General features: G+C 59.1%; 18 protein-coding genes. 3 read left to right on the forward strand and 15 right to left on the reverse strand.

From position 1 onward, the window contains the following. Positions 1–401: 401 nt before the first annotated feature. The gene (locus tag ATU_RS15575) at positions 402–941 is read left to right on the forward strand and encodes a TRAP transporter small permease subunit (protein WP_006315177.1); all 540 of its coding nucleotides are present in this window, start codon (positions 402–404) and stop codon (positions 939–941) included. A 32-nt stretch (positions 942–973) separates the two neighbouring features. After that, positions 974–2,443 carry a TRAP transporter large permease gene (locus ATU_RS15580; RefSeq protein ID WP_006315176.1) on the forward strand — a complete coding sequence of 490 codons (1,470 nt, stop codon included), beginning with the start codon at positions 974–976 and terminating at the stop codon, positions 2,441–2,443. A gap of 388 nt (positions 2,444–2,831) precedes the next feature. Here ATU_RS15580 and ATU_RS15585 read toward each other — a convergent pair whose 3' ends face one another. Next, a complete protein-coding gene (locus ATU_RS15585; RefSeq protein WP_006315175.1) occupies positions 2,832–3,929 on the reverse strand; it encodes a TRAP transporter substrate-binding protein in 1,098 nt (365 codons plus the stop codon). A 304-nt stretch (positions 3,930–4,233) separates the two neighbouring features. On the opposite strand from ATU_RS15585, the gene ATU_RS15590 reads away from it, so the two are divergent. Further along, positions 4,234–4,989 (forward strand): gamma-glutamyl-gamma-aminobutyrate hydrolase family protein, encoded by a 756-nt coding sequence (locus tag ATU_RS15590; RefSeq protein ID WP_010972978.1) that lies wholly within the window; start codon positions 4,234–4,236, stop codon positions 4,987–4,989. Positions 4,990–5,071: 82 nt separating this feature from the next. Here ATU_RS15590 and ATU_RS15595 read toward each other — a convergent pair whose 3' ends face one another. From ATU_RS15595 to ATU_RS15660, 14 genes are all read right to left on the reverse strand, one after another. Next, a complete protein-coding gene (locus ATU_RS15595; protein ID WP_010972979.1) occupies positions 5,072–6,100 on the reverse strand; it encodes an ABC transporter permease in 1,029 nt (342 codons plus the stop codon). Between the two features lie 32 nt (positions 6,101–6,132). Then, positions 6,133–7,674: a sugar ABC transporter ATP-binding protein gene (locus tag ATU_RS15600; protein WP_010972980.1), complete on the reverse strand. Its 1,542-nt coding sequence runs from the start codon at positions 7,672–7,674 to the stop codon at positions 6,133–6,135. Positions 7,675–7,907: 233 nt separating this feature from the next. Further along, complete coding sequence (locus ATU_RS15605; RefSeq protein ID WP_010972981.1) at positions 7,908–8,837, reverse strand: sugar ABC transporter substrate-binding protein; 930 nt, start codon at positions 8,835–8,837, stop codon at positions 7,908–7,910. A gap of 517 nt (positions 8,838–9,354) precedes the next feature. Further along, positions 9,355–10,797, reverse strand: coding sequence for a M20 family metallopeptidase (locus tag ATU_RS15610; protein ID WP_010972982.1), 1,443 nt, complete (start codon positions 10,795–10,797; stop codon positions 9,355–9,357). A 127-nt stretch (positions 10,798–10,924) separates the two neighbouring features. Next, positions 10,925–12,469 (reverse strand): ABC transporter substrate-binding protein, encoded by a 1,545-nt coding sequence (locus ATU_RS15615; RefSeq protein ID WP_035257545.1) that lies wholly within the window; start codon positions 12,467–12,469, stop codon positions 10,925–10,927. 29 nt (positions 12,470–12,498) lie between these two features. Beyond that, positions 12,499–13,341, reverse strand: a complete 843-nt coding sequence (locus tag ATU_RS15620; RefSeq protein WP_006315167.1) for a serine hydrolase — start codon at positions 13,339–13,341, stop codon at positions 12,499–12,501. A gap of 13 nt (positions 13,342–13,354) precedes the next feature. After that, complete coding sequence (locus ATU_RS15625; protein WP_010972985.1) at positions 13,355–14,989, reverse strand: ABC transporter ATP-binding protein; 1,635 nt, start codon at positions 14,987–14,989, stop codon at positions 13,355–13,357. Then, positions 14,986–15,804, reverse strand: a complete 819-nt coding sequence (locus ATU_RS15630) for an ABC transporter permease (protein ID WP_010972986.1) — start codon at positions 15,802–15,804, stop codon at positions 14,986–14,988. The genes ATU_RS15625 and ATU_RS15630 overlap by 4 nt, the downstream gene beginning before the upstream one ends. After that, the gene (locus ATU_RS15635; RefSeq protein WP_010972987.1) at positions 15,801–16,745 is read right to left on the reverse strand and encodes an ABC transporter permease; all 945 of its coding nucleotides are present in this window, start codon (positions 16,743–16,745) and stop codon (positions 15,801–15,803) included. Before ATU_RS15635 ends, ATU_RS15630 begins: the two co-directional genes overlap by 4 nt. Positions 16,746–16,925: 180 nt before the next feature. After that, entirely contained in the window at positions 16,926–17,831 is a 906-nt protein-coding gene (locus ATU_RS15640) for a LysR family transcriptional regulator (protein WP_010972988.1), read from the reverse strand. A gap of 208 nt (positions 17,832–18,039) precedes the next feature. Further along, positions 18,040–19,353 carry an HlyD family type I secretion periplasmic adaptor subunit gene (locus ATU_RS15645; RefSeq protein WP_010972989.1) on the reverse strand — a complete coding sequence of 438 codons (1,314 nt, stop codon included), beginning with the start codon at positions 19,351–19,353 and terminating at the stop codon, positions 18,040–18,042. Beyond that, a complete protein-coding gene (locus tag ATU_RS15650) occupies positions 19,340–21,187 on the reverse strand; it encodes a type I secretion system permease/ATPase (protein WP_010972990.1) in 1,848 nt (615 codons plus the stop codon). Before ATU_RS15650 ends, ATU_RS15645 begins: the two co-directional genes overlap by 14 nt. Before the next feature lie 14 nt (positions 21,188–21,201). Then, the gene (locus ATU_RS15655) at positions 21,202–21,957 is read right to left on the reverse strand and encodes a hypothetical protein (protein ID WP_010972991.1); all 756 of its coding nucleotides are present in this window, start codon (positions 21,955–21,957) and stop codon (positions 21,202–21,204) included. A 103-nt stretch (positions 21,958–22,060) separates the two neighbouring features. Next, complete coding sequence (locus ATU_RS15660) at positions 22,061–24,832, reverse strand: TonB-dependent hemoglobin/transferrin/lactoferrin family receptor (protein WP_010972992.1); 2,772 nt, start codon at positions 24,830–24,832, stop codon at positions 22,061–22,063. Between the last annotated feature and the right edge of the window lie 102 nt (positions 24,833–24,934).

The raw sequence follows: 24,934 nt of genomic DNA on the forward strand, positions 1-24,934 counted from the left end.
GCTCCATCCGCCATGCCTGTCGCACGAGACGATTTACCCGCGGACGATCGCAGGTCCATGCCGGATTCTCCGAAGCCAGACGTAACATGAAGTCGCCGAAAAGCGCAATGCGTTCTGCGCGAAAGAGCGGCAACGACATGCACCATGACTGCTCCGCCGGGCAAAGTATGCCATAGGGCAACATTCTTTCGCAAACGGTTGAAAAGCGGGCTTCGCCGCGCCGTTTCATGGCGGTTTTGGTTGCTTTTCGAACCGCCTGACCATACACGGGATTCTGTGGGGAGGAACTCTGGAACCTGTGGCAACGGATGCGCGTGGAGGCGCGGCCGCCGTGGGGATACCGGACTTTGCTCTCCGCCATAAACCCGCAAAGGGCCCGCAAAAGGGAAGAGGGGAAAGTAATGAAATCGCTTTTAAAACTAAGCGCGCTGATAGACCTTGTGAGCGAAGCTCTGGGCAAGGTTGCCGGTTATCTCGTGCTCATCTGCTGCCTCGTCAGCGCCGGCAATGCCATGGTCCGTTACGCCCTGAACTATAGTTCAAACGGCTGGCTGGAAATCCAGTGGTATATGTTCGCCTTCATCGTGCTGATCGGCGCATCCTACACGCTGCGCATGAATGAACATGTGCGGGTCGACATCATCTATGGTGCCATCTCTCCGCGCAGCCGCCTGTGGGTGGACATCATCGGCATCGTGCTGTTTCTGATACCCGCCTGCTTTTACCTCGCCTGGCTGTCCTGGCCCATGTTCACGCTGTCCTGGCATCAGGGTGAAATGTCCTCGAATGCCGGCGGTCTCATCCGCTGGCCCGTGAAACTCGTCATCTTCGCCGGTTTCGCCCTGCTGGTTCTTCAGGGATTTTCCGAACTCATCAAGCGCGTCGGCGCCCTCAACGGGCTTTATGCGCTGGATACGAAATACGAAAAGCCCCTGCAATGATCGCGCCGATCTGAACCTTCAGGATATTTCCCATGTTTGAATATGGTATTCTTCCACCACTGATGTTCCTCGGCATGATCATCTTCATGCTTTACGGATTCCCGGTTGCCTTCTCTCTTGCCACCGTCGGCCTCGTTTTCGGCGTCATCGGCATTTTCACCGAGCATTTTTCGCCGGCCTTTCTTCAGGCCCTGCCGCTGCGCATCTTCGGCATCATCTCGAATGACCTGCTGCTCGCCATTCCCTTCTTCACCTTCATGGGCGCGATCCTGGAGCGATGTGGCCTTGCGGAGGACCTGCTTGAGGGAACCGGCAAGCTGTTCGGCGCTATTCCCGGCGGCCTCGCCTATGCCGTCATCATCGTCGGCGCGATCCTTGGCGCCATCACCGGCACGGTTGCGGCTTCCGTCATCACCATGGGCGTCATCTCGCTGCCGATCATGCTGAAATACGGTTATAATCCGCGGCTTGCCACCGGCGTCATCGCCGCATCGGGAACGATCACCCAGGTCATTCCACCCTCCCTCGTCCTCATCGTTCTCGCCGACCAGCTCGGCAAATCCGTGGGCGACATGTATCTCGGCGCGATCGGCCCCTCGATCCTGCAGGTGACGATCTTCATGCTGTTCATCCTGCTGATGTCGATCGTGCGGCCGAAGGACCTGCCGGCGCTGCCGCCGGAAGCGCGCGGCGAGCTCAACCGGGCGCTGGTATTCCGCGTGCTGGCGGGCATGATCCCCTCCATCGTGCTGATCTTCCTGGTGCTCGGCACCATCTTCCTCGGGCTGGCAACACCCACCGAAGCGGGTGCGCTCGGTGTCGTCGGCGCCATGGTGTTGGCCGCGGCACACCGTCGTCTCAGCTGGGACCTTGTCAAGCAGGGCATGCATTCCACCATGCACATCACATCGATGGTGGTGTTCATTCTGGTCGGCGCCACCTGCTTCTCCCTTGTCTTCCAGGGCATGGATGGTTCACTGTGGATCGAACACATGTTGTCGGGCATTCCGGGCGGCCCGATCGGCTTCCTGATCTTCGTCAACATCTTCATCTTCTTCCTCGCCTTCTTCCTCGATTTCTTCGAGATCGCCTTCATCGTCATTCCGATGCTGGCGCCGATCGCCCAGTCGCTCGGCATCGATCTGATCTGGTTCGGCGTGCTGATCTGCATCAACATGCAGACGAGCTTCATGCATCCTCCTTTCGGATTTGCGCTGTTCTACCTGCGCTCCATCGCACCGCGCTCGGTCAAGACATCGGATATCTACATGGGCGCCATCCCATGGCTAGGCATGCAGCTCATCCTCGTCGCCATCGTGATCTTCTGGCCGGAATCCGTCACCTATTGGCTCGACAAGGCACCCGACGTCGATCTGAACTCCATCAAGATCGAGATTCCCGCCTTCGGCAATCAGGGCGGCAACACCATGCCCAATTTCGGCCAGCCGGGCGGGTTGCCGGGCATGCCTAATCTCGGCGAACCGCCGAAGGTCGGGCCGTAAGTGGCGTCTTGTAAGGGCTGGGCGAAACGCTTATAGTTGCGGAGTGGAAGACAGGGTTCCAGCCCTGCCTTCCGTTTGTTTATCGTTTGAAATGAAGCCGGACAGTCACTGACCAGCCTGTCCGGTTTTTCCTAATGACAAACGCAATGCTCAGTGGTTTCCACATCGCATCACCTCCACAGTTGAGAGTAAGGCCTTTGCCGAGGTCGGCGTGGCCAATCCTCGCCGACACTCCGGCTGGTATCGGAACCTACTGCTTTTGCGCACAACAGAAATGATCGTAAATCATCCTTTCTTGTCGGGCGCGTGAAGGCATAGGCACACAACAAAAACCCCGGAGACCGAAGTCTCCGAGGTCTTTGCCCGGTCCGCCGCCGTTACCGAATAATCAGAGCTTGCCGTTACGCTGCTGGATCATCATGAACGTATCGAAAGTGTATTCCGCAAGCTGCATCCAGAGATAGCCCTCGCGCTTGAACGCGACCTGGTCCTCGTAGATCTTCTTGAAGTCCGGGTTGGATGCCGAGATGTTGGCGTAAACTTCCAGCGCAGCCTTGTAGCAGGCTTCGAGGATTTCCTGGCTGAAGGGCCGGAGCACCGCGCCCTCCGACACCAGTTGCTTGATGGCGATCGGGTTTTTTGCGTCGTATTTCGCCATCATGCTGGTGTTGGCAAAAGCGCAGGCATCCTGCAACACCATCTGGTAGTTCTTCGGCAGGCTGTTCCACTTGTCCAGATTGACGAAGGAATGGATGACCGGGCCGCCTTCCCAGAAGGCCGGATAATAATAATACTTCGCGACCTTCTGGAAGCCGAGCTTGTGGTCGTCATAAGGGCCGACCCATTCAGCCGCATCGATGGTGCCTTTTTCAAGCGCCGGATAGATATCGCCGCCGGCGATCTGCTGTGGCACGACACCAAGCTTCTCCACCACCTTGCCGGCGAGACCGGCAATGCGCATCTTCACGCCCTTGAAATCGTCGACGGTATTGATTTCCTTGCGGAACCAGCCGCCCATCTGGGCACCGGTATTGCCTGAGATCATCCCGTAGAGATTGTGCTTGGCGTAAAACTCGTTGAGCAGCTTGTTGCCGTTGCCTTCATAGAACCAGGAATTGGTCAGGCGGGCATTAAGGCCGAAGGGTATCGCCGTGCCGATGGCGAAGGTCGGATCCTTGCCGACGTAATAATAGGAGCAGGTGTGGCACATTTCGACGGTGCCGGATGACACGGCATCGGCCGCCTGCAGGCCGGGCACGATTTCACCAGCGGCAAAGGGCTGAATGGTGAAATTGCCGTCGGTTGCTGCCGCGACGTGCTTGGCAATATCCTCTGCACCGCCATAGATAGTGTCGAGTGATTTCGGAAACGACGACGTCAGGCGCCAGTTTATCTTGGTATTTTGCTGTGCAATGGCAGGCGCGGCCAAGGCTGTCGCAGCAGCCCCCGCAAGCGCGCCTTTTTTCATAAAGGAACGGCGATCCATCTATATCCTCCCAGATATGAACGCTGCCCGCAGCTTTGAATTCCCCTCGTCGCTGTTCAGGCATCGTAGCGAAGTAAGCACGGTTCCAGCCCGGCTGACAAGCACCCGTTCCAAGAATTAATCGCGGAAAAACCGGCGGTTTCGAGAATTTTCTCGACTTCTCCTCCGTATTTTATTTGCAACTGAAATATCCGAGCGACGCCTTATACTTTAGATGCATATATGACCGATAGAACGCAAAACACACGCTTGACTTGGCCCACCGGCAGTCGCACAAATTTCGAAGATTCGTCCCGGAGCCACCATGCCAAAACCCATCATCGCCGTTCCCGCCGACATCAGGCATTTTGCCGGAGCCGACTGGCACGCCGCGCAGAACCAGTATCTTTCCGCCGCTTTGAAGGTGGCGGGCGTCATGTCCTTCATCGTCCCGGCCTTCGAGGATGGTAACGAGGTGGACGCCATTCTCGACCGGGTGGATGGCCTGCTCGTGTCCGGTTCCGCCACCAATGTGCACCCTTCCCTCTACGGCAAAGAGGCGCAGGAAAGCGATGGTCCCTTCGACCCTGCCCGCGACGCCACCAGCCTGCCACTGATACGTCGGGCGCTGGAACGCGGCATTCCGATGCTTGCCATCTGTCGCGGTATTCAGGAACTGAATGTGGCGCTGGGCGGCACGCTGGCTTCCGAAATTCAGGAACAGCCCGGAACGTGGGATCACCGCAAGCCTGAACATGACGACCGTGACGTCGCCTTCGCCATCCGCCAGCCGGTGCATGTGCGCGAGGGCTCCTGCATTGCGCAACATCTCGGCATGTCGGGCGAAATCCAGATCAATTCGCTGCACCGACAGGCGATTGCCGAGACAGCACCGCGCTTGCAGGTGGAAGCGACCGCCGCGGATGGCACCATCGAGGCCGTCTCCGTCATCGACGCCAAGGGCTTTGCCGTCGGCGTGCAGTGGCATCCGGAATATTGGGCCGAGACGGATGCGCCATCGCGCGCGCTGTTCGAGGCATTCGGCAAGGCTGTTCACGCGTACCGTAACAGCAAGGCCTGATCTTTGCCGATCCCCTCATTCATTCGCCCATAAAAAAGGGGCAAGCTCTGAAAGCTTGCCCCAAGTCCGGGAGGAGGAGTGTTCAGCGCTTTGCGCGTTTCTTCTGGCGGTAAACGTCGGCAACAACGGCGGCCACGATGATCAGGCCCTTGACGATCTCCTGGTAATAGGCGTCGACCCTGAGGAACGTGAAGCCTGAAGTCATGACGCCAAGAATGATGGTGCCGATGACAGTTCCGGTAATCCGGCCAGCGCCGCCGGCGAGCGATGTGCCTCCGATGACGGCCGCAGCGATGGCGTCAAGTTCATACATCACACCCATGCCGGCCTGCGCTGTCTGTGCACGGGCGGCGGTGACGACGCCGGCGAGACCGGCCAGCAGACCGGCAATGGCATAGACCTTGATCAGATGCGCTTCGATATTGATACCGGAAACGCGGGCCGCCTGCTGGTTGGCGCCGATGGCGTAGGTGAACTTGCCATAACGCGTATAACGCAGCGCGACGTGGAAAATGATGGCGACGACGAGGAACACCACGACCGGCCAGACACCTGTACCGATGAAGGTGAAACCGTCAGTCAGACCGGAAATCGGCTGGCCCTTGGTGTACCATTTGGAAAGGCCACGCGCCGTCACCATCATACCGAGGGTTGCGATGAAGGGCGGGATTTTCGTGCGCGCTATAAGTTGCCCGTTGATAAAGCCGGCCAATGCGCCAGCCAGAATGCCGACAGCCAGCGGAATGAAGAAGGGCAGATCAGTCAGCCCCGGATAAAGCGCCCGCGGCCATGTGGATGATTGCCCCACGCTGGCGGCCAACATCGCCGTCAGGCCGACGACGGAGCCGGAGGAAAGATCGATACCGCCGGTGATGATGACCTGGGTCACGCCAACGGCGATTATGCCGATCACCGATACCTGCAGGATCATGATCGTCAGGCGCTGCTGGTTAAGCAAAAAGCTCTGGCCGATGAAAATCCAGCCGAGAATTTCATAAACTAGCGCAATGCCGATCAGCACGAAAAAGATATTGGCCTCGGGCGGGATGCGCCGGTGCGGCTTGCGTCCGGATTTTGCGTCCAACTGTGCGTTGGCGGCGTTCGTAGTCATAATCGTTCCTCCTCGAGAAATCCCGGCGCGCCTCACCGCGATGCGAGATCCATCACCTTCACCTGCGTGGCTTCACTTCTAGCAAGGAAACCCGTCACCCGACCTTCATGCATGACCATGACACGGTCGCTCATACCCAGAACCTCCGGCATTTCGGAGGAAATCATAATGACGGCGACGCCCTGGCGCGCCATCTCGCAAACCAGCTTGTGAATTTCCGCCTTGGCCCCGACATCAATGCCGCGCGTCGGTTCATCGAGAATGAGAATGCGCGGCTTGGTCAGCATCCAGCGTCCGATCAGTACCTTCTGCTGGTTGCCGCCTGACAGGTTCTCGATGCGCTCGTAAAGATGCGGCGTCTTGACGCGGAGCTTGCGGCACATTTCTTCGCAGGCTTCCGACAGCGCGTTTTCCTGCACGAAGCCGTTGGCGACATATTTGTCCTGCAGCACCGCGATCTGCATATTCTCGAGAATATTGAGGATGAGCAGGCACCCGGTATCCTTGCGGTCCTCCGTCAGGAACGCCATGCGGTGACTGATAGCCGTTGTCGGGCTGTCGATCGAAACCGGCTTGCCGTCGATCGAAATCGTACCCGAGGAAGCGGGCGTCACGCCAAATACCGTTTCCGCCACATTGGAGCGTCCGGAGCCGACGAGGCCCGCGACGCCGAGAATTTCACCGGCGCGGACATCGAAAGAGACGTCATGGAAGACACCGTCCAGATTCAGGTTCTTGACCGACAGCACTACGTCACCGATCGGAACCTCTTCCTTCGGGAACATCTGGGTGATTTCTCGGCCTACCATCATGCGGATGATGTCGTCACGCGTCACATCGGTGGACGCGTGGGTGCCGATATATTTGCCGTCGCGGAAAACGGAGAACTCGTCGGCGATCTCGAACAGCTCGTTCATCTTGTGAGTGATGTAAACGATGCCGATACCTCGTTCCCTCAGATCGCGGATGATGCGGAAGAGATGCTCGACCTCGCGCTCCGTCAAAGCCGATGTCGGCTCATCCATGATGAGAACGTCTGAATTGTAGGAAACCGCCTTGGCGATTTCGACCATCTGACGGCTGGCGACGGAAAGCTCGCCGACACGCGTTTCCGGATCGAGATCGATGCCCAACCGTTCCAGCAGCGTTTCCGTGCGGCGATACATTTCGCCATGATCGATGAAGCCCAGCCGGTTTTTCGGCTCGCGGCGAATCCAGATATTTTCGGCTACCGTCATATAAGCCATCAGGTTCAGTTCCTGATGGATCATGGCAATGCCGTTTTCCAGCGCGTCGAGCGGGGAATCGAGACGTATCGGCGCGCCCTTCAGGCGGATTTCTCCGTTATCCGGCTGGTAGATGCCGGCGAGAATCTTCATAAGCGTCGATTTGCCGGCGCCATTCTCACCCATCAGCGCATGCACGGTACCGCGCTTGAGGTGGAACTGCACATCGTCGAGCGCCACAACGCCTGGAAATTCCTTGCGTATGCCATCCGCCGCGAGAAGAAATTCCGCATTCGGCACGGCTCCGCTGGCGCGCACGGCGGCCATTGTCGATGGACTGACGACCATCTCATCCTCCACAATAGACAAAAATACCGGCGACAGGCTCGCCATAAGGCGCCTCGCCTCCGGGGAGGCTTACAGCGCCATGTCGGTCACGACAAAAAGGGCGCTGTAATAGTTTGAATTCACTGAAATTCAATCCTGGCCCGCGTAGGCGCCGAAGCAATTACTCCAGCGCCGTCGAGAACCGGCATCCGCCCGTCATATAAAAAACGGGCGTAGATGCCGGAACGCGGACGTTAGTTCTTGGCCACGTAGTCCTTGACGTTTTCAGGCGTGACGAGCTGGAAGGGAATGTAGACCTTCTTCTCGATCTTGTCGCCCTTGACGAGCTTCAGCGCGGCATCGAGCGCACCCTTGCCCTGCCCTGCAGCGTCCTGGAACACCGTCACATCCAGATCGCCGGCCTGCATGGCCGCGAGAGCATCCTGCGTGGCGTCGACACCGGCGACCACATAGCTCTTCATGTCCTTGCCGGCAGCCTTCAGGGCCTGGATCGCGCCAATCGCCATTTCATCGTTGTTGGCAATGACGGCGTTGAATTCGATGCCGCTGGAGAGCCAGTTGGTTACAAGGTCGGAACCCTGCGTGCGCTGCCAGTTCGCGGTCTGCTCTTCAACCACGGAAATGCCCTTGCACTCGTCGGTCTTCAAAACATCCTTCGCAGACTGTGTGCGCATACGCGCCGCCTGGTTGGAAAGCTCACCCATCATGATGACCGCGTTGCCCTTGCCACCGAGAAGACGGCAAACTTCTTTCGCTTCAAGCGTGCCGGCAACCGTCTCGTCGGAGGCGACGAATGCCTGGCCGTCCGGCAGGCTATCGACGTTCACCGGCTGGCGGTTGACGTAAACCAGCGGGATCTTGGCGTCGGCAGCAAGCTTCGACATGGCCGCCGTCGCATCCGTATCAACGGGATTGACGATGATCGCATCGACCTTGGAGGCGATGAAATTCTGGATCTGGCTCTGCTGCTTGGCAACGTCGTTCTGAGCGTCCTCGACCTGCAGGGTCACACCCTTCAGTTCCTTGGAATAATCCAGCATGCCGTTGCGCAGCACGGTCAGGAAGTTGTCGTCGAACAGCGCCATCGAGACACCGACCGTCTCCGCATGTGCTGCTGTGCCGAGAAGCACAGACATGGCTGCGCCAATGATAAATTTCTTCATTGCGTTTTCTCCTCCATGGCGTCCGGTGCCGCCTCTCCCAACCGGAGGCGAACCCGAAAGCCCGCCGCAACCTCCTCAGTTTCAGAAAACGGAATAATGAAACCGATTTTCTGTCTGTTCGATATATTTATTCCATTTTTGGTTCGAACGTCAATGCTTTCTTCGCAGCCCCACTACAAAGCGGCACACAAGGCAGTGATAAAGGGAAATTCCAGAAGAGCCGCGTTCCAGACCGGATTGCCAACGGCAATATCAAAACTCCATCGGCCTCATTCTCGCCCTTGAGGCGGAGAGCCATAAGCCGTTGAAATTGCGAACTCCCGGTTCAAAGCACGGGATGAGGTCTACTATGATGGAAGATTTATTCCACGCCAGAATCCGTCAGCCCTCTCGTCAGAGGGCCGCCGGAACATCCTGTCTCTTCAGCTGGAACGTCTATGCGATTCACCACGCCGCCGGTAAAAATCTCGCGGCAAACGGATCTGTTGACGAGCGGGCGTGATGGGCGCACAGCGTCTTACAGGTGGGAACCGGGCATGACATCGGGGGGAATCGGGCAGACATATCTGCTGCCTTCGGTCTTTTCCTGCCACTCCTTTTTGGCATTGGCGAGCAGTTCCGGCGAGGTCATCAGCGCAAGACCTGTCGATGCCATTGCCTTGGCGGCATGTGCCATGGCCTTGTGTGCGGCAGGGGCCTTACCCTGTGCCACCACCTGCCAGGTATGCGGATTGGTGCCAATCGCCCAGGCGGGCGTCCAGCATTGTGCCGTCGGCGTCACCCAACTGACATCACCGACATCGGTGGAACCCGCCCGGAAATGGGACTGGCCCTCGAAATCGCGCAGGCCGAGATGCAGGGGCGTCGAACCATCGATCTTCCGGTTGGAAAAAACATCGCCCTTTATCTGGTAGAGCCGAATGCTGCTTTTGATCGCCTCGTCAGTAAAGGTGTCCTGAATGCTCTTTGCGAAAGCGATATCCGCTTCGTCGAAGGCGACAGGGCCAAGCGTCACCATGTTTTCATGCATCGCCGTTTCCAGCGTGATGTTGGGCAGGAGATTGGTGGAGGCGGTATCGAAGACGATCTCCACCTCCGTTTCGGTCATCATGGCAGCACCACGCGCCACCTTGTCCACCCGCGCGGCAAGATCGAGCGCCTGACGTATTTCCGGGGCGCGGATCAGGTAAAGCACTTCGGCCTTCGCCTGCACCACATTCGCCGCCTTGCCGCCGGTATCGGTGATTGCATAATGCACCCGGCAATCCTGCGGCATGTGTTCGCGCAGGAAATTAACGCCGACATTCATGAGTTCGACAGCATCGAGCGCCGAGCGACCGAGATGGGCGGCGTTGGAGGCGTGGGCCGCAACACCCTTGAAACGGTAGAAATATTCCAGCACGGCAAGATTATTGGTGGAACGCACACCGTTGAAGGGTGCCGGATGCCAGGTCAAAGCCGCATCGGCATCATCGAACAGGCCGGCCCGCACCATGAAGGTCTTGCCGGAACCGCCCTCTTCACCGGGGCAACCATAATAACGCACCGTGCCGGGAAGGTTATTGCCTTTCAGATGCCGGGCGAGAGCAATGGCCCCCATCAGCGACCCGACGCCGAGTAGATTATGGCCGCAGCCATGACCAGTGGCATCGGGTTCAAGCGGTTTTGCCTCGGCCACACCGGCCACCTGGCTCATGCCGGCAAGCGCGTCAAATTCGCCAAGGAAGGCAATAATCGGGTTGCCCTGACCAAATTCGCCGATGAAGGCCGTGTCCATGCCGGCTACACCGCGGCGGACCACAAAGCCGTTTTCCTCAAGCGCGTTTGCCAGAACCCTGGCGGATTGCCTCTCCTCGAATTTGAGTTCGGCAAAGTCCCAGATGCTGTCGCTCAAGGTGGTGAAATCGGGCTTCATTGCCTCGATTTCGGCGGCAATCGACATCACGGCGTCACGGTTCATGGCTTGTCCTCGCATTCCTGCCCTCAAGGGCACGCGCAAACGCTTCGGCGGATGGGCCGCCAAATCATTACGGTCTATGATGGAAATGCCCGCGCCGGGGTCCGCCTCCGGCGCGGGCGCTAGTGGATCAGTTGTCGACAGAGACTTCCCAGAGACGGGCGTTCGACTGCCACACCGGCTGGCCCTTGAGCTTTTTCGTCGCGCCCCAGACATCAACCATGTCGTAGAGGAAGATGCCCGGCATTTCCTTCAGCATCAGCTCGTGGAACTCATCGAAAACCCTCTGGCGCTTCGCCTGATCGGCCTCGACATAAGCGGCCTTCATCAGCTCGATCGCCTTCGGATCATCCCACATCAGGGAGGCGTTCTTGTCCTTGTTGCCGACGTAGAAGGCATACATCAGGGCCGGGTCGAGACGCGGGGCGACCGACTGCGAGATCACCTGATAATTGCCGGAACGGCGGCGGTCCACCTGCGTGGCGTAATCCAGCACCTCGATCTGCACATTGAGACCCGCCTGCTGCATCATGGCCTGCGCCATGACGGCGGCCGGGAAGCTCGGCACGTTGCCACGCTTGTTGGCGATGATGGAGATCGGCTCGCCCTTGTAACCGGCTGCCTCAAGTTCCTTCTTCGCGGCCTCGACATCATAGGCCGGGCGCCTCTTCTGGGTCTCGTCATAATAGACCGAGTCCTGCGAGACCATCGAGCCATTGGCCTCGCCCGTGCCGTTCGATGCGGCAGCGACCAGCTCGTCGAGATCAAGCGCCATCGCCATGGCGCGGCGCACGCCGGGATTGCTCAGCACCTTGTCGCGGGTCTGGATGTAGAACAGGTTCTTGCCGTTGTTACGAGACACGATGAGCTGCATCTTGTCATTGGTCTTGAACTCCGGAATGAGATCGGGAGAAATCTCAGCCGTATCGAGCACGCCGGATTCCAGCCCGGCCTTCACGGTGGAAGCATCCGGAATGACCATGAACTTGATGCCGTCAGCGAGCGGCCGCTTGGAGCCGACCATGCCATCAGGCTTGCCGTCATTTGCCGGCGAAATATAATCGGCAAATTTGGCAAGACGGATATACTCGCCCTTCTTCCACTCATCCCACTGGAACGGGCCGGTGCCGATGGGTTTGACGAAGCTGCCGTCAGCGGCGACTGATTCCGGCGAGATCATGCCGGTATAACCGCATTCGGGCCGCGACATGAGGCCGAGGAAAACACCGGAGGGTTTTTCAAGGGTGATCTGAACCGTCGATGCATCCGTGGCCTTGACGGCGGTAACGTGTGCTGCCCCACCCTCCGCGAAATCGTTGAGGCAGGCCCATTTGGTTTCCGGCTTCAGGTAACGTGTCCAGTTCCAGACGACATCCTCTGCAGTGAGCGGCTTGCCATTGTGGAATTTCACATCCTTGCGCAGCTTGAACGTATAGGCGAGGCCGTCAGGTGCAACCTCGACGCTTTCGGCGAGAAGCGGCTTCACCTCACCGGCATTGTTATAACCAACGAGGCCTTCGACGATGTGCAGGATCACCCCGTCCGTATTGCCGTCGCGGTTTACGCCCGGATTGCTGCTACGCAGATCGGAGCTTTGCGCGATGGTGATGTCGCGTGCTGCGGCAAAATTGGCGGTCACGAGCAGGGCAACGCCTGCAAGAAGAAGTTTTTTCACTGTTCTACCCTCTTTGTTGTCGTTGATTGTCATTGCTTAAAGCCGTCCCAGCAGGCTTGCGCCAGCCGGCCGATCGTTTCGAGCGCGATGGTGTATCCCGGCGTGCCATCGGGCATTACCTGCGGTACTTCGTCGGTATAGGTGGTGATGATGAAGGACGGCGCGCCGTTTCTGTAGACGATGCCGGCATCCATACGCCCGCGTTTGCCACGACCGCTCTTGCTGGCCACCATGGCCTCGAAAGGCAGGCGGGAGCGAATTCCGTACCGCAAAATCTGGTTTTTCAGCGTCTGCATGGCCCACTCACACAATTGCGGGCTGCAACCGAGTTTCGCCTGCGCTTCCGGCGACGACTGCGCATCAAGAATGGTCTGAAGCAACAGCACCTGGTCCGCCGCCGAGGTGGTGGTGACGGTCTTCAACGGATGGTCAGCTGCCAGCGCCAGCGGCGGAATGAGGAAACGGTGGTGGGTGTTGGCCATGCCAAGCGATTTGCAATAGCCGTCCACCTCTTCCAGCGTCAGCCTCTCCAGCACCATCTTGGTGCAGACATTGTCGCTCAGCACCATCATACCGGCGATCGCATCGCGGAGCGAAATGACGATGCCCGGCGTCATATAGCGGAACATGCCGCTGGCAACCTCTTCCGCCAGCCGCTTTTCATAGGTGACGGGCTGGTCGAGATCTATCCGCCCTTCGCTGGCAGCCTTGAGCACGGCCATCATGATCGACGTCTTGCGAGTGCTGCCCGATGGCGTCTCCTCGTTTTCTCCCCGACCGATCTCTTCGCCGGTCAGGAGATTGCGCACCATGAAGCGCGTCACGAAAGGCTGTACATCACAGATAGCATTCAGTTGTTCAGCCACGGTCATTGTCATCTTCCTGTTAAGCTTCATCTTCGAGACGCCATTTGAGTGTCACGCCGCCTTTTTCATTCTGGTCCAGGGCGGGAATGGCCGAGAGAAGCCGGCGCGTATAGGCCTCCCTCGGGCTGTCGAAAATCGTATCGCGGTCGCCCTCTTCGATGATGCGGCCGTCCTGCATGACGACGACACGGTCGGCCACCTGTTCGACCACACCGAGGTCGTGGCTGATGAACAGGCAGGAAAAGCCGTAGCGTTTCTGCAGATCGGAAAAGAGATCGAGCACCTGCGCCCGCACCGTCACATCGAGCGCCGAAACCGGTTCGTCGGCGATCAGGAAACGTGGGCGGCGGGCAATGGCGCGGGCAATCGCCACGCGCTGGCGCTGGCCGCCGGAAAGTTCGTGCGGGTACCGGCCAGCATAGTCCACGCCAAGTCCTACCTCTTCCAGCGTTTCCAGCGCCCGCTTGCGCTTGGCCGCCTGATCGAGACCGGGCACGAGGCGCAGCGCCTCTTCCACCAGAGCCTGAATGGTCATGCGCGGATCGAGCGAGGAATAGGGGTCCTGAAACACCATCTGGCAATTCAGGCGATAGTCATTCCAGTCCTCGTTGCGCTCCCGGCCCTGAAAGCGGATATGCCCTTCGCTTTCTTTGACGAGACCGGCGATGGTGCGCCCCAGCGTCGTCTTGCCGGAGCCGGAACCGCCGACCAGCGCCACGACCTCGCCCTCATGAATGTCGATACTGACGCCATGCAGCGCCCGCTTCGGTTTGGCTTTCTTCAGCAAGGATTTGCGGCCGGCATAATCGACAACGATACCGCGGGCCGAAACCATCGGCGCCTTGGAGGTGTCGATACTGCGCGGCTCGCCGCGGAATGGCAGGGAGGAAAGCAGCTTTTTCGTATAGGGGTGCCGCGGCGCGTCGAGCAGGTCTTCGGTGCGGCCCTGCTCGACAATCGCGCCCTTCTCCATAACAACGATGCGACTTGTATAACGCGCCACCATCGGCAGATCGTGGCTGATGAGGAGAACGGCCGTCCCTTCGGCGCGTGTCAGTTCGACCATCAGTTCCATGACGTCACGCTGGATGACGGCATCGAGCGCCGTGGTCGGCTCGTCGGCGATCAGCAAGGCCGGTTTCAAAAGCATGACCGAAGCCAGCATGATGCGCTGGCGCATACCGCCGGAAAACTCATGCGGATAGGCAGCAAGCGCGCCTTCGGGATCGCGGATGCCGACCCGTCTCAGCATCTCGAGAATTTTTTCACGACGCTCTTCCGGCGACAATTTGGTGTGAAGGATCAGGCCTTCTTCCAGCTGCCGGCCAATCGTCATTGATGGATTGAGAGATGTCATCGGCTCCTGGAATACGACGCCGATCTCCGCGCCGCGCAGGCGGCGAAGCTCCCTTGCTGGCAGGGACATTACGTCCTGTCCCTTGTAGATGACCGATCCGCCGGTAACGGCGATTGCCGGGGGCAGAAGCGAGATGAGCGCGCGGGTGGCGAGCGTCTTTCCCGATCCGCTTTCGCCGACGATGCCGAAGATTTCGCCAGGCGCAATATCGAAGGAGACGTCCTTGACTACCCGGTGGCCGCTGCCTGCGACCTCCAGCGAAAGGCCGCGCACGGTGAGAAGTGTATTATCAGTCATTTGAGACCTCTCATGCGCGGGTCAAGCCTGTCACGAAGGGCATCGCCCAGAAGATTGATGCCGAGCAGCGTCAGCGCGATGCAGAGACCGGGGAACAGCCCGAGCCAGACGGCCTGCTGAATGAAAGGCCGGCCGGCGGCCAGCATGTTGCCCCAGGTGGGGGCCGGCGGCGGCACGCCAAGGCCGAGGAAGGAGAGCGCGCTTTCCGAGAGGATGGCCCAGCCGAACATGGAGGTGGCAAGCACCGTGATCGGCGCTATGCAGTTGGGCAGGATGTGGCGGAACATGGTGTAAATCTCGCCATTGCCCATTACCAGCGATGCCTCGATGAACTCGCGCTCCCGCAGCGACAGCACTGCCCCGCGCACCACGCGGGCCATGGACGGCGTGTAGGCGATGCCAAGCGCAAAGATGATGCCGTACTGGTTGGCGCCGAACACCGCGAGAAGACCAAGCGCCAGCAGAATTCCCGGAAAGGCGAGAAGCGCGTTGTTGATCGCCATGATGACGCCATCCACCCAGCCGCGTGCATAACCGCTGACAAGACCTATCAGAGTGCCGCAGATCGTCGCGAAGCTCACCGTCAGGAAACCGATCCAGACGCTGGCGCGCGCGCCGACCATCAGGCGGCTGAGAACATCTCGCCCGAACTCGTCGGTGCCGAGAAGATGGCCCGCACCTGGGGCAGCCAGACGCGAGGCGAAACCGAGCTTCATCGGATCATAGGGCGTCCAGAACAGGCCGGTAATGGCGGTGATGAGCAGGAGGGCGATGAGAATGCCGCCGATAAGCCCGTTGAGTGTGAACTTTTTCATTCGGCAACCACGCGCGGATCGAAGAGGGGATAAAGCAGGTCGACGAAGAGGTTGACCAGCACGTAAGACAGGGAAACGAACAGCAGGCAGCCCTGGATCACGGGATAGTCGCGGGCGAAAATACTGTCGACCATCAGCCGTCCCAGCCCCGGAATGGTGAACACCGTCTCGATGACGGCGATGCCGCCGAGAAGATTGCCGAGGATGAGGCCGATCATCGTCCATGTCGGGCCAAAGGCGTTCTTGAAGGCGTGCCGCCAGAGCACTGCGCTTTCCGAAAGGCCTTTTGCGCGGGCGTGAGTGATGTAATCCAGCCGCAGCACTTCCAGCGTGGAGGCACGCGCCATGCGGATCAGAACGCCCATTTCGTGGATGACAAGCGTCATCACAGGCAGGACGAGATACAGCATGCCGCCAACGAGATTGTCGCTGATCGACACATATCCCAGCACCGGCAACCAGCCAAGCTTGAGGCCGAAGAACAGCAGCAACAGAAGGCCCAGCCAGAATGTCGGGATGGACAGGAGCAGGGTCGCCGTTCCCACCAGCGCAAGATCGGTCAGGCTGTTCTGTTTCCAGGCAGCGATCACACCCGCCGGTACCGCAATCAGGCTGGCGAGCAGCACGGCAACCACGACGATCTCGGCGCTGACGAGAAAGCGCGAGACGACCAGCGGCAACACCGCCTCGTCGTTGACGATGGACCGGCCGAAATCCCCCTGCACCACATTGCCCGCCCAGATGACGAATTGTTGCAGCATGGACTTGTCGAGGCCGAGTTCAGTCCTCATCGCCTCGATCTGTTCCGGTTGCGCCATATCGCCCAGCATCAGGGCGGCCGGATCACCCGGAATGAAGCGGATGAGCGCAAAGACCGTGATCGACACGAATGCGATCGTCGGCAGCGCCATCAACAGACGGCTCAGTATGAATCTTATCATCGGTTCCCCACGATTGATGGCCGGGAATGACATCCCGCCTCTATCGGTTTCGTTGCTGGTGACTATGACGGATCGAGAAATATCGCGCAATATTATGCATAAACGTCATATAGCTATGCAGAATGACGGCGTGTTTCATCCTGATGACGACAATGAGATTTCCCGCCCAAAATCCCGTTTTCAGTCGATTTTTTGCGAAAGCTGAATTTCCCGCTTCAACGCATTGCTAAGCGCCTGCGCAGCGATGGACAACGGTGCACCGGAGGCGCGAGCTAGACCGAATTCCTGCGTCGCCTGCGGGACGAATGGTCGGGCAACGACGGGAAGATGCCGGTAGAGATTCGCATAAAAACTGCTGATGATCGTTACCCCTAGCCCGTGGGCGACATAAGCGCATGCGGAACTGTTGGTATGGGTCTCGATCTTCACCATCGGCTTGACGCCAGCCTTCTTGAACACTTGATCGAGCGCCATACGGTTCGGCCGCTGGCGACCAATGAGGATCAGCGGAATGTTGCGAAGGTCTTTGACGGTGATCTCTTGAAGGTCGGCCAGCGGATGATCTTCCCGGACCACGCAGACGCTTTTGCCGGTGGCAACGCGCTCGACATCGATGCCCGGTCCGATCTCGCCTTCCATCCGCAGGAAACCCAGATCGATCACCCGTTCCCCCACAAGCTTGTTGATGGCCGTCGTCGTTTCGAAAAAAGTCTCGATGCGCACGCCAGGAAAATCCCGGACGTAATCAATCAGCATGGCTGGCGCGAAATTTTCCCACATGCTGCTCGGCAGGCCGATGCGGACGATTTCGGGACCCGCCGCACCATTGCGCAAATCTTCGGCGTGGCCGGACATACGATCAACTGCCAGCAGCACATTTTCCGCATCACGGGCAAGAAGTGCAGCCTCCGGCGTCGGAATGAGCCTCCCCTTGTCACGGGCAAACAGCGTCAGCGACAGATCCGCCTCCAGCTGCGCCAAGAGCCGGCTGATACCGGATTGGCTCAGCCCCATGGCCTTGGCGGTGGCGATGGTCGAGCCGGTGGAAAGAAGCGTTCGCAGGACTTCGAGCTGCTTGATGTTCATAAGGCCAGCACCAATGGATGAAAAACGAGCGGGTATCGGTTCAAACCTTTTGCCGCCGATAGTGCTTCGTGTCACCGGTTTTTTATCCCAAGCTCGATAGCCGCCGACAATTTCACGTCCTAGACCGTGTCATGCGTGGCGATGCCTACATCGCCCGATACGTCACCGCCATATTGCTATGACGGCATCGGACGGGCAAAAAAGGTCGCTACTCCTCGCGGAAGGCCCGGCTGATCTGATCGGTCAGTGGTTTGGCGATATAGGACAGCGCCGTCCTTTCACTGGTCTGGATGAAGGCCTCGGCAGGCATGCCCGGCACCAGCGGCGCATTGTTCAGCTTTTCCCGCTCGGAGACCGGTACGGAAATCCGCGCCAGATAATAGGAAAGACCGGTGCGCTGATCGGTGGTGATGTCAGCCGCGATGCGGCTGACATGACCCTCCAGTTCCGGCGTGACCCGCTGGTTGAAGGCGGTCATGCGCAGCATGGCCTTTTGCCCCACCTGCAGCTGGTCGATATCCTTCGGCACGATCTGCACCTCCAGCGCCAGCTCGTCTCCATCAGGCACGATCAGCATGATCGGATCGGCGGGCGTCACCACGCCGCCGACCGTATGCACGGCCATTTCATGCACCATGCCGGATTGCGGCGCGACGATATCGATGCGCTTCAACTCATCTTCGGCGGCGACCTTGCGCTCGACGAACTCGCCCATCTGAGCCTGTATCTCGCGCAGTTCCCGGCCGACCTCGGTGCGCAACTCCTGATCGATCTGCAGGATCTGAAGCTTCGTTTCGGTGATGCGCCCCGCCGTCTGCGCCTGATAGGCAATTTTTTCACCACGCTCGCCGCCAAAGGTCGCGGCCTGTGTCTGCAGGCTGTTCAGCCGCTGCACGGACACGACGCCCTGTTCACGCAGGGATTTCTGCGACGTGATTTCCGCTTCCAGTACCGCAAGGCCGTTATCATAAGCGACTTCCTGCGCCTTCAGCCCTTCGATTTCATGCTCGAACTGAGTGATGCGTTCGGCAAGCTGCGCCTTGCGGCCCTCACGGTAGGATTTGCGGAATTCGAAAAGTTTCGTTTCGCTGCGCATGGCGGAGGCGACATCGGGATCGTCCCTGCGCGCTATCAGAGCCTGTGGAAAGATGAGTTCGGCAAGGTCGTCGCGCTCCGCTTCCAGCCTTGCCATGCGCGCGCCAAGCTCATCCAGACGCTTGGTGACGATGGCGAGATTGGCGCGGGTCTGGGTCGCGTCAAGACGCATGACCACGTCACCCGCCTTCACCCTCTCTCCCTCATTCACCAGGATTTCGCCGACGACACCACCCTTAGGATGCTGCACCTTCTTCGTATAGGAATCCACCACCAGGTGACCGGAAGCGACCACCGCTCCGGCAAGATTGGTCGTCGCGGCCCAGCCGCCGACACCAGCCAGTAATGCTGCGCCTGCGGCAAGACCGGCAAGAAGATGTTTGCGGATGGAGCGGGAGACTTGGGTTCGCTGATCAATGTTTGGCATCCGCATCTCCTTCCTGGCTCTCCTCATCCTGAACATCGTCCACCAGCGCGGGTTTGGGTTGGACATTGGCAACGACACGTAGCGGCGAGACGGTCTGGGCGGATGCGGCAAATCCCTTGGCCGCCTGCGCCTGCGGAACGCGGAGCACCTTCGACAGCACCTCGTCACGAGGACCGAAAGCCTTCATTCGCCCGTCTTCCATCATCAAAATGTAATCGACGGCGCCAATCGCGCTCGGCCGGTGGGCAACGACAACGGCAATGCCGCCCCGCGCTTTGACCGATGTAATGGCCTTGACCACAGCCGCCTCGCCTTCGGCATCGAGATTGGCGTTCGGCTCGTCCAGCACCACGATAAAGGGATCGCCGTAAAGCGCCCGGGCAAGACCTATACGCTGGCGTTGTCCGGCCGAAAGTGTAGAACCCGCCTCGCCGATATCGCTGTCATAACCTTTTTCAAAGCGCAGGATCAGTTCATGTGCACCGGCCGCCCTGGCCGCTGCAATGATGGCCTCCGGATCCGGATTGTCGTCGAAACGGGAGATATTCTCGCCGATCGTGCCATCGAACAGCTCCACCCCTTGCGGCAGATAACCGATATGGCGGCCAAGTGTTTCGCGATCCCATTGATCGAAGCTCGCGCCATCCAGCCGCACCTTGCCGGCGGCGGGCATCCAGGCGCCGGTGAGAATGCGCGCGAGCGTGGATTTGCCCGAGCCGGAAGGACCGATGATACCGAGCGCGTTTCCGGCGGTTACGACAAAACCAAGCCCGGTGACGGTGGGTTTTCTTTCTCCCGGCGGAACGATGGTGACATTCTCGACCCGCAGTTCCTTTTCAGGCTTTGGCAGGGCCATGGCGGCGGCATTGGCCGGCATCTGCGCAAACAGCTCTCTCAGCCGCGCCCAGCTCTGCCGGGCGGCCACGAAGGACTTCCAGTTGGAAATGGCGAGATCGACGGGCGCCAATGCCCGGCCCATCATGATCGAGCTGGCGATCATCACGCCGCCCGAGGCTTCCTGCCTGATGACCAGCCAGGCGCCAACCGCCAGAATCGCCGATTGCAACACGACCCGCAGCGATTTTGCGAGATTGCCGAGACCACCGGCCACGTCACCTGCCTTGCGGTTGGCCGCGAGATAGGCCTCGTTAGAACTCTGCCAGCGTTTGCCGAGCCGGCGGCCAAGCCCCATCGCCTGCACGACCTCGGCATTGCGGCGCGAAGCTTCCAGCTGCCGGTTGCGGGCCATGTTTTCCACCATGGTGTCGCGGATCGGCTTTTGTGAAAAGATGTTCGTGAGGATCGTGAGCGATACCAGCAGTACAGCGCCGGCGAGCGCGGTCACGCCGATCCAGACATGAAACAGAAAACATAGGCCGAGATAAAGCGGCATCCACGGCAGATCGAAAAAGGCCGTCGGTCCGGTGCCGGAAAGAAAACCGCGCACATTGTCGAGATCACGCAGCGGCTGCAGCCCGTCGCCCGGCATGCGGTTGACGAGCGGCAGGCGCACCACCGCGTCGTGCACTCTCCCGGAATAACGCATGTCGAAATCTTCGCCGATGCGGATCAAAACACGTGCGCGAATGATATCAAGCAGGCACTGGAAACCGTAAAGGCCAAGCGCAAGCAGTGCGAGCCCAACCAGTGTCGGCAGGCTGCCGCTGGCCAGCACCCGGTCATAGACCTGCAGCATGAACAGAGGCGACGTCAGCGCCAGTATATTGACCACGCCGCTGACGAGCGCGACGCCGAGAAACGTGCTTTTAAGGGGCGAAACAACCGCCGCAGTGAGGGACTGCGGCGGTGTCTGCTGGTGGTTTTGAAAGCCCACAGCCTGTTTTTCCTTTACGCGGCAAGCGCCAATGCGCTGGCGAAAATGAAGTCCGATGCGTCGAGTACATTTGCATCGACGCCATTCAGCGTGATGGAGACGGACGTGTCTGTTGCGGAAAGGATAACGGCATTTCCGTTATCATTATACCACAACAAATCGTCCACCGAAGTTGCGCCCCAGGCCGAGACATCAAGCGTATCCGTGCCGTCCTGATAGCCGTAGGTTCCGGTCGGTCCGGCCTGCACGACATCGTTGCCGCCGGAGAATACGAAGGTATCCGCGCCGGCAAAGCCGGTCAGGGTGTTGGAGGCAGCCGTATCCTCGATCACCGTGCCGGTGGCCGCGAAATAATCATAGAAGCCGGCCAGCGAGCCGAAACGGGCAAGCTGGTAGACGGCGAGATCGAGAAGATCGCGGGCACCGGCCAGCGAATAGGCGCTGTCAGGGTCGATCAGCAGTTCCTGCTGGCTGACCGCGATGCCGCTGGTGGACTGGCTGTAGCCGGTGCCCAGAACGATGCTGTCGACCGAACCCGTCAGGTTGCCCTGGGAGTATTGCAGAGCGCCGCTCATGACGATGCCCTTGCCGCCGGAGCTGCCATCGCCCCACGCCTCATAGGTCGTGTTCGGATCGATGGTGGTGGTGGCGAGAGAGCTGGTCTGAGCGTCGTAGAACGCACCATAGGTCGAACCGAAACCGCTCGTCCAACCGTTGAGGTAACCGATCAGGTCGGAGGAAGACTGCGTCAGTTGAATTGTGGTAGCCATAGGTGTACTCCTTTACTGGCCTATAGAGGTACCTTCGTCCTGTAGCGAAGGCGTTTCATCTCCGGGACGGGCTGCAACCCAGCCCGGAGAATTCTTCCGCGTTTCAGAACTTCACGTTCATCGTCGCGATAAAGGTGCGGCCCGGCGCCGTGTAGGCGCTTGCGGCCGGGATATATTTGCGGTCCGTCAGGTTGTTGACGGCGAAACGAAGCGTGGCCTTGTCGTTGAAGGCATAGGAACCGTAGAGGTCCACCGTCGTATAAGGATCGGTTATCTCGCGCAGATTGCCCTCCGTATCCAGCGTGCGCGACTGGGTCGGCGTGACGTGGTTGAGCCTTGCGCCCAGCGAGAATTTTTCATCGAAGAAACGCATGCCGCCATCGAGCGTCAGTTTCATCTTGGGCGCGACATCGCCGGGCCAGGCCACGATTTCACCTGACGTGGTGGTCGTGCTGTTGGAAAAAACCTGTGTCTTTTCAGGCCATTCCGTTTTCAGAACCGTCGCCGAACCGCCAATCCAGAAACTGCGGGCATCATAATTGCCCTCCAATTCCAGCCCGCGCATATAGGTCGTGCCATCCAGATTGACGAAGCTGGTATAGGTGCGGTCGAAGACCTGATCCGTGACGAGATAACCGAGAGCGATGTAGTCCTTCACCTCCCGGCGAAAGGCGGCCATTTTGATGCGCAGGGTATCATCGTCCAGCAGCACGCCGTCGAAACTCATATTCGCGCCAATTTCGTAGGTCGTCGCTTTTTCGGCGCGTAGAGACTGGTTCGGAGCGTATTCGTATCCGGCGCTATCCCCCGGGCGCGCACCGGCGAAAAATGTCTCGAGAATTGTCGGCGGGCGCAGGCTCTGGGAATAGCTCACATAGGGGCGGAACCAGTCGACGGGTTTGAATTCGATGGTGGCGGAGGGCAACCAGGCGCTGTAAGTCCGGTCGATATCGACCTCATGCGACGGGTATTCGGTGACCGGTGTCTTGGTGGTTATACCGGTGCCCGGCATGCAATTGGCCGATGTCCGCGGCCAGATGCTGGCGAGAAAAACGTTATAGCGGGATGCCCATACGGGGAGATTTGCAGGCAGAAAGACCTGATTGAAGTATTCCAGGGCCGTATAGTGATTGCGAACAAGATCGCAAGGCACACTTGTCGTTACTATCGATTCCTTGAAACTATAATAGGTCGCAGATCCTTTCAGGCGCGACCAGTCGTAACGCACCCCGCCACTCAGAGTGATCCAATCGGCCGGCTCCAGTTCACCGTTTAAAAACAGACTGGCCACATCGCGCCGCCCTGCAGGGCTGAAAGACGTGTAGCTGCTTGCAAAGGAGGGATTTTGCGCAATTGTGGCACTCGTCGCAACGGATGTCGCAATGTCCCGAAAGGCTTCGGCTCCGTAGTTCAAGCTGAGCGCACCAGCCCTGGTGTCAAAACGACTGGTATTTTCCAGACTGCCGCCGAAACTGCGCAGGCCCATGTCAAGATTCGTCTCTACCGCATAAGTGCGCGCCGCCCGCAATTCATGCGTCATATTATCGTTCAGCCACAACGACGACTTGAAGTCGATGAGTTCGCTTTCCGGGTCCCAGTCCAGCTTCGCGACGATGCTGTCATTTCGCACGCCTTCCCGATCGACCACCGTGGAAGCACCCTGCACGAAATCATTCTGCTGGTGCATCCACGAAAGCGACGTCTGCACATCCCCGAAGTCGCCTTCACTCTTGAAAAAGGTCGACCAGCCGTCACGGCCCAGAAGGTCTTTCATCGTTAACGCGGTGCTCAGGGCCTCGCCTTTTGTTCCAATCTTGTATTCATCCATGATCGTGCGGCTATAACCTGCGACGAAAGAGAGAGGGCCGTCCGGTTCGCGAACCGCGGCCAGAACGGAACCCTGGAAATCGTAACCATTGCTGCCGCGGGAGACATTTACCTCTGCACCTTTATTTGCACCTTCGGGTATCAGATCGGCGGCGCTGACGGTGCGGAACTCGACCTTGCCGCCCAGTGAACCGGCATTGCCGGAAGTGGCACTGGTCATTTTTTCGACTTCGACGGCGCGAATAAAGGCCGCGTCTACATAGGCTTGACCGTTATTGGCGGAATAAATAGAAGCGCCGCCGGTGCTGTAGCCCCGTTGCGCGTTCTGCCGCGCACCATCGATGGAGACGACCACGCGGCCACTTTCCTGCAAGCCGCGCACATTGGGCGAAACGGTCGGGAAGCTGCCATTGCCCTCGCCGGCATAAACCCCGGAGACCCGGTTGAAGACATCGCGCGTGTTGCGCACGCCGGCCGACTGGATCGCCTCGCGGCTGACCACGCTGACGCTGGCGGGCGTGTCGTAAACCCAGTCAGGCGTTCCCTGATAACCGGCGCCGGCAAGGGAGTTGCGCCCGCTCTTACCGGTCACGGTGATGGTTTCGAGAACCGTGGTACCCGCCGCCTCGGAAAAATCGACGGTGGATTCCCCCGTGCCGATGATCACCGTTCTGCCATTCCCGGCAATGCGGAAATTGACACCCGTGCCGGCCAGAAGTCGCGACAGGGCCTCCCGCACCGTAAAACTGCCGGCGACGGCATTGGTGCGCACATTACCGGCCGCCGGCGTGGCAAGCGTGACCTGAAGGTCGGATTGCCGACCGAAAGCACTCACGACTGACGAAAGTGACTGGGCGGGAATATTGAATGGGCGCGTCGCCCCCTGCTCACCGCCCGGTTGCCTGGAATTTGCGGCATCCGCTCCAGTCTGGGCAAGAACAGGCGGTGCGAATGAAATGGCGATCGCTGTTGTCGCCAGCAACACGGCCCTGCGGGTCTGCCCTGCGGTTTTTTCCCCTGAACCGGTCCTGCATATCTGGAGGCGCATAATGCTTCTGTCTTCCTGTCTTTCGCTCCGGACATATCTTGACCGGATTACTCAACAAAAAGACGATTGCCACGGCGATTTTTTTCAGGCTTTTGGAAGAAA

This window comes from Agrobacterium fabrum str. C58, from assembly GCF_000092025.1.
GTDB classification, from domain to species: domain Bacteria; phylum Pseudomonadota; class Alphaproteobacteria; order Rhizobiales; family Rhizobiaceae; genus Agrobacterium; species Agrobacterium fabrum.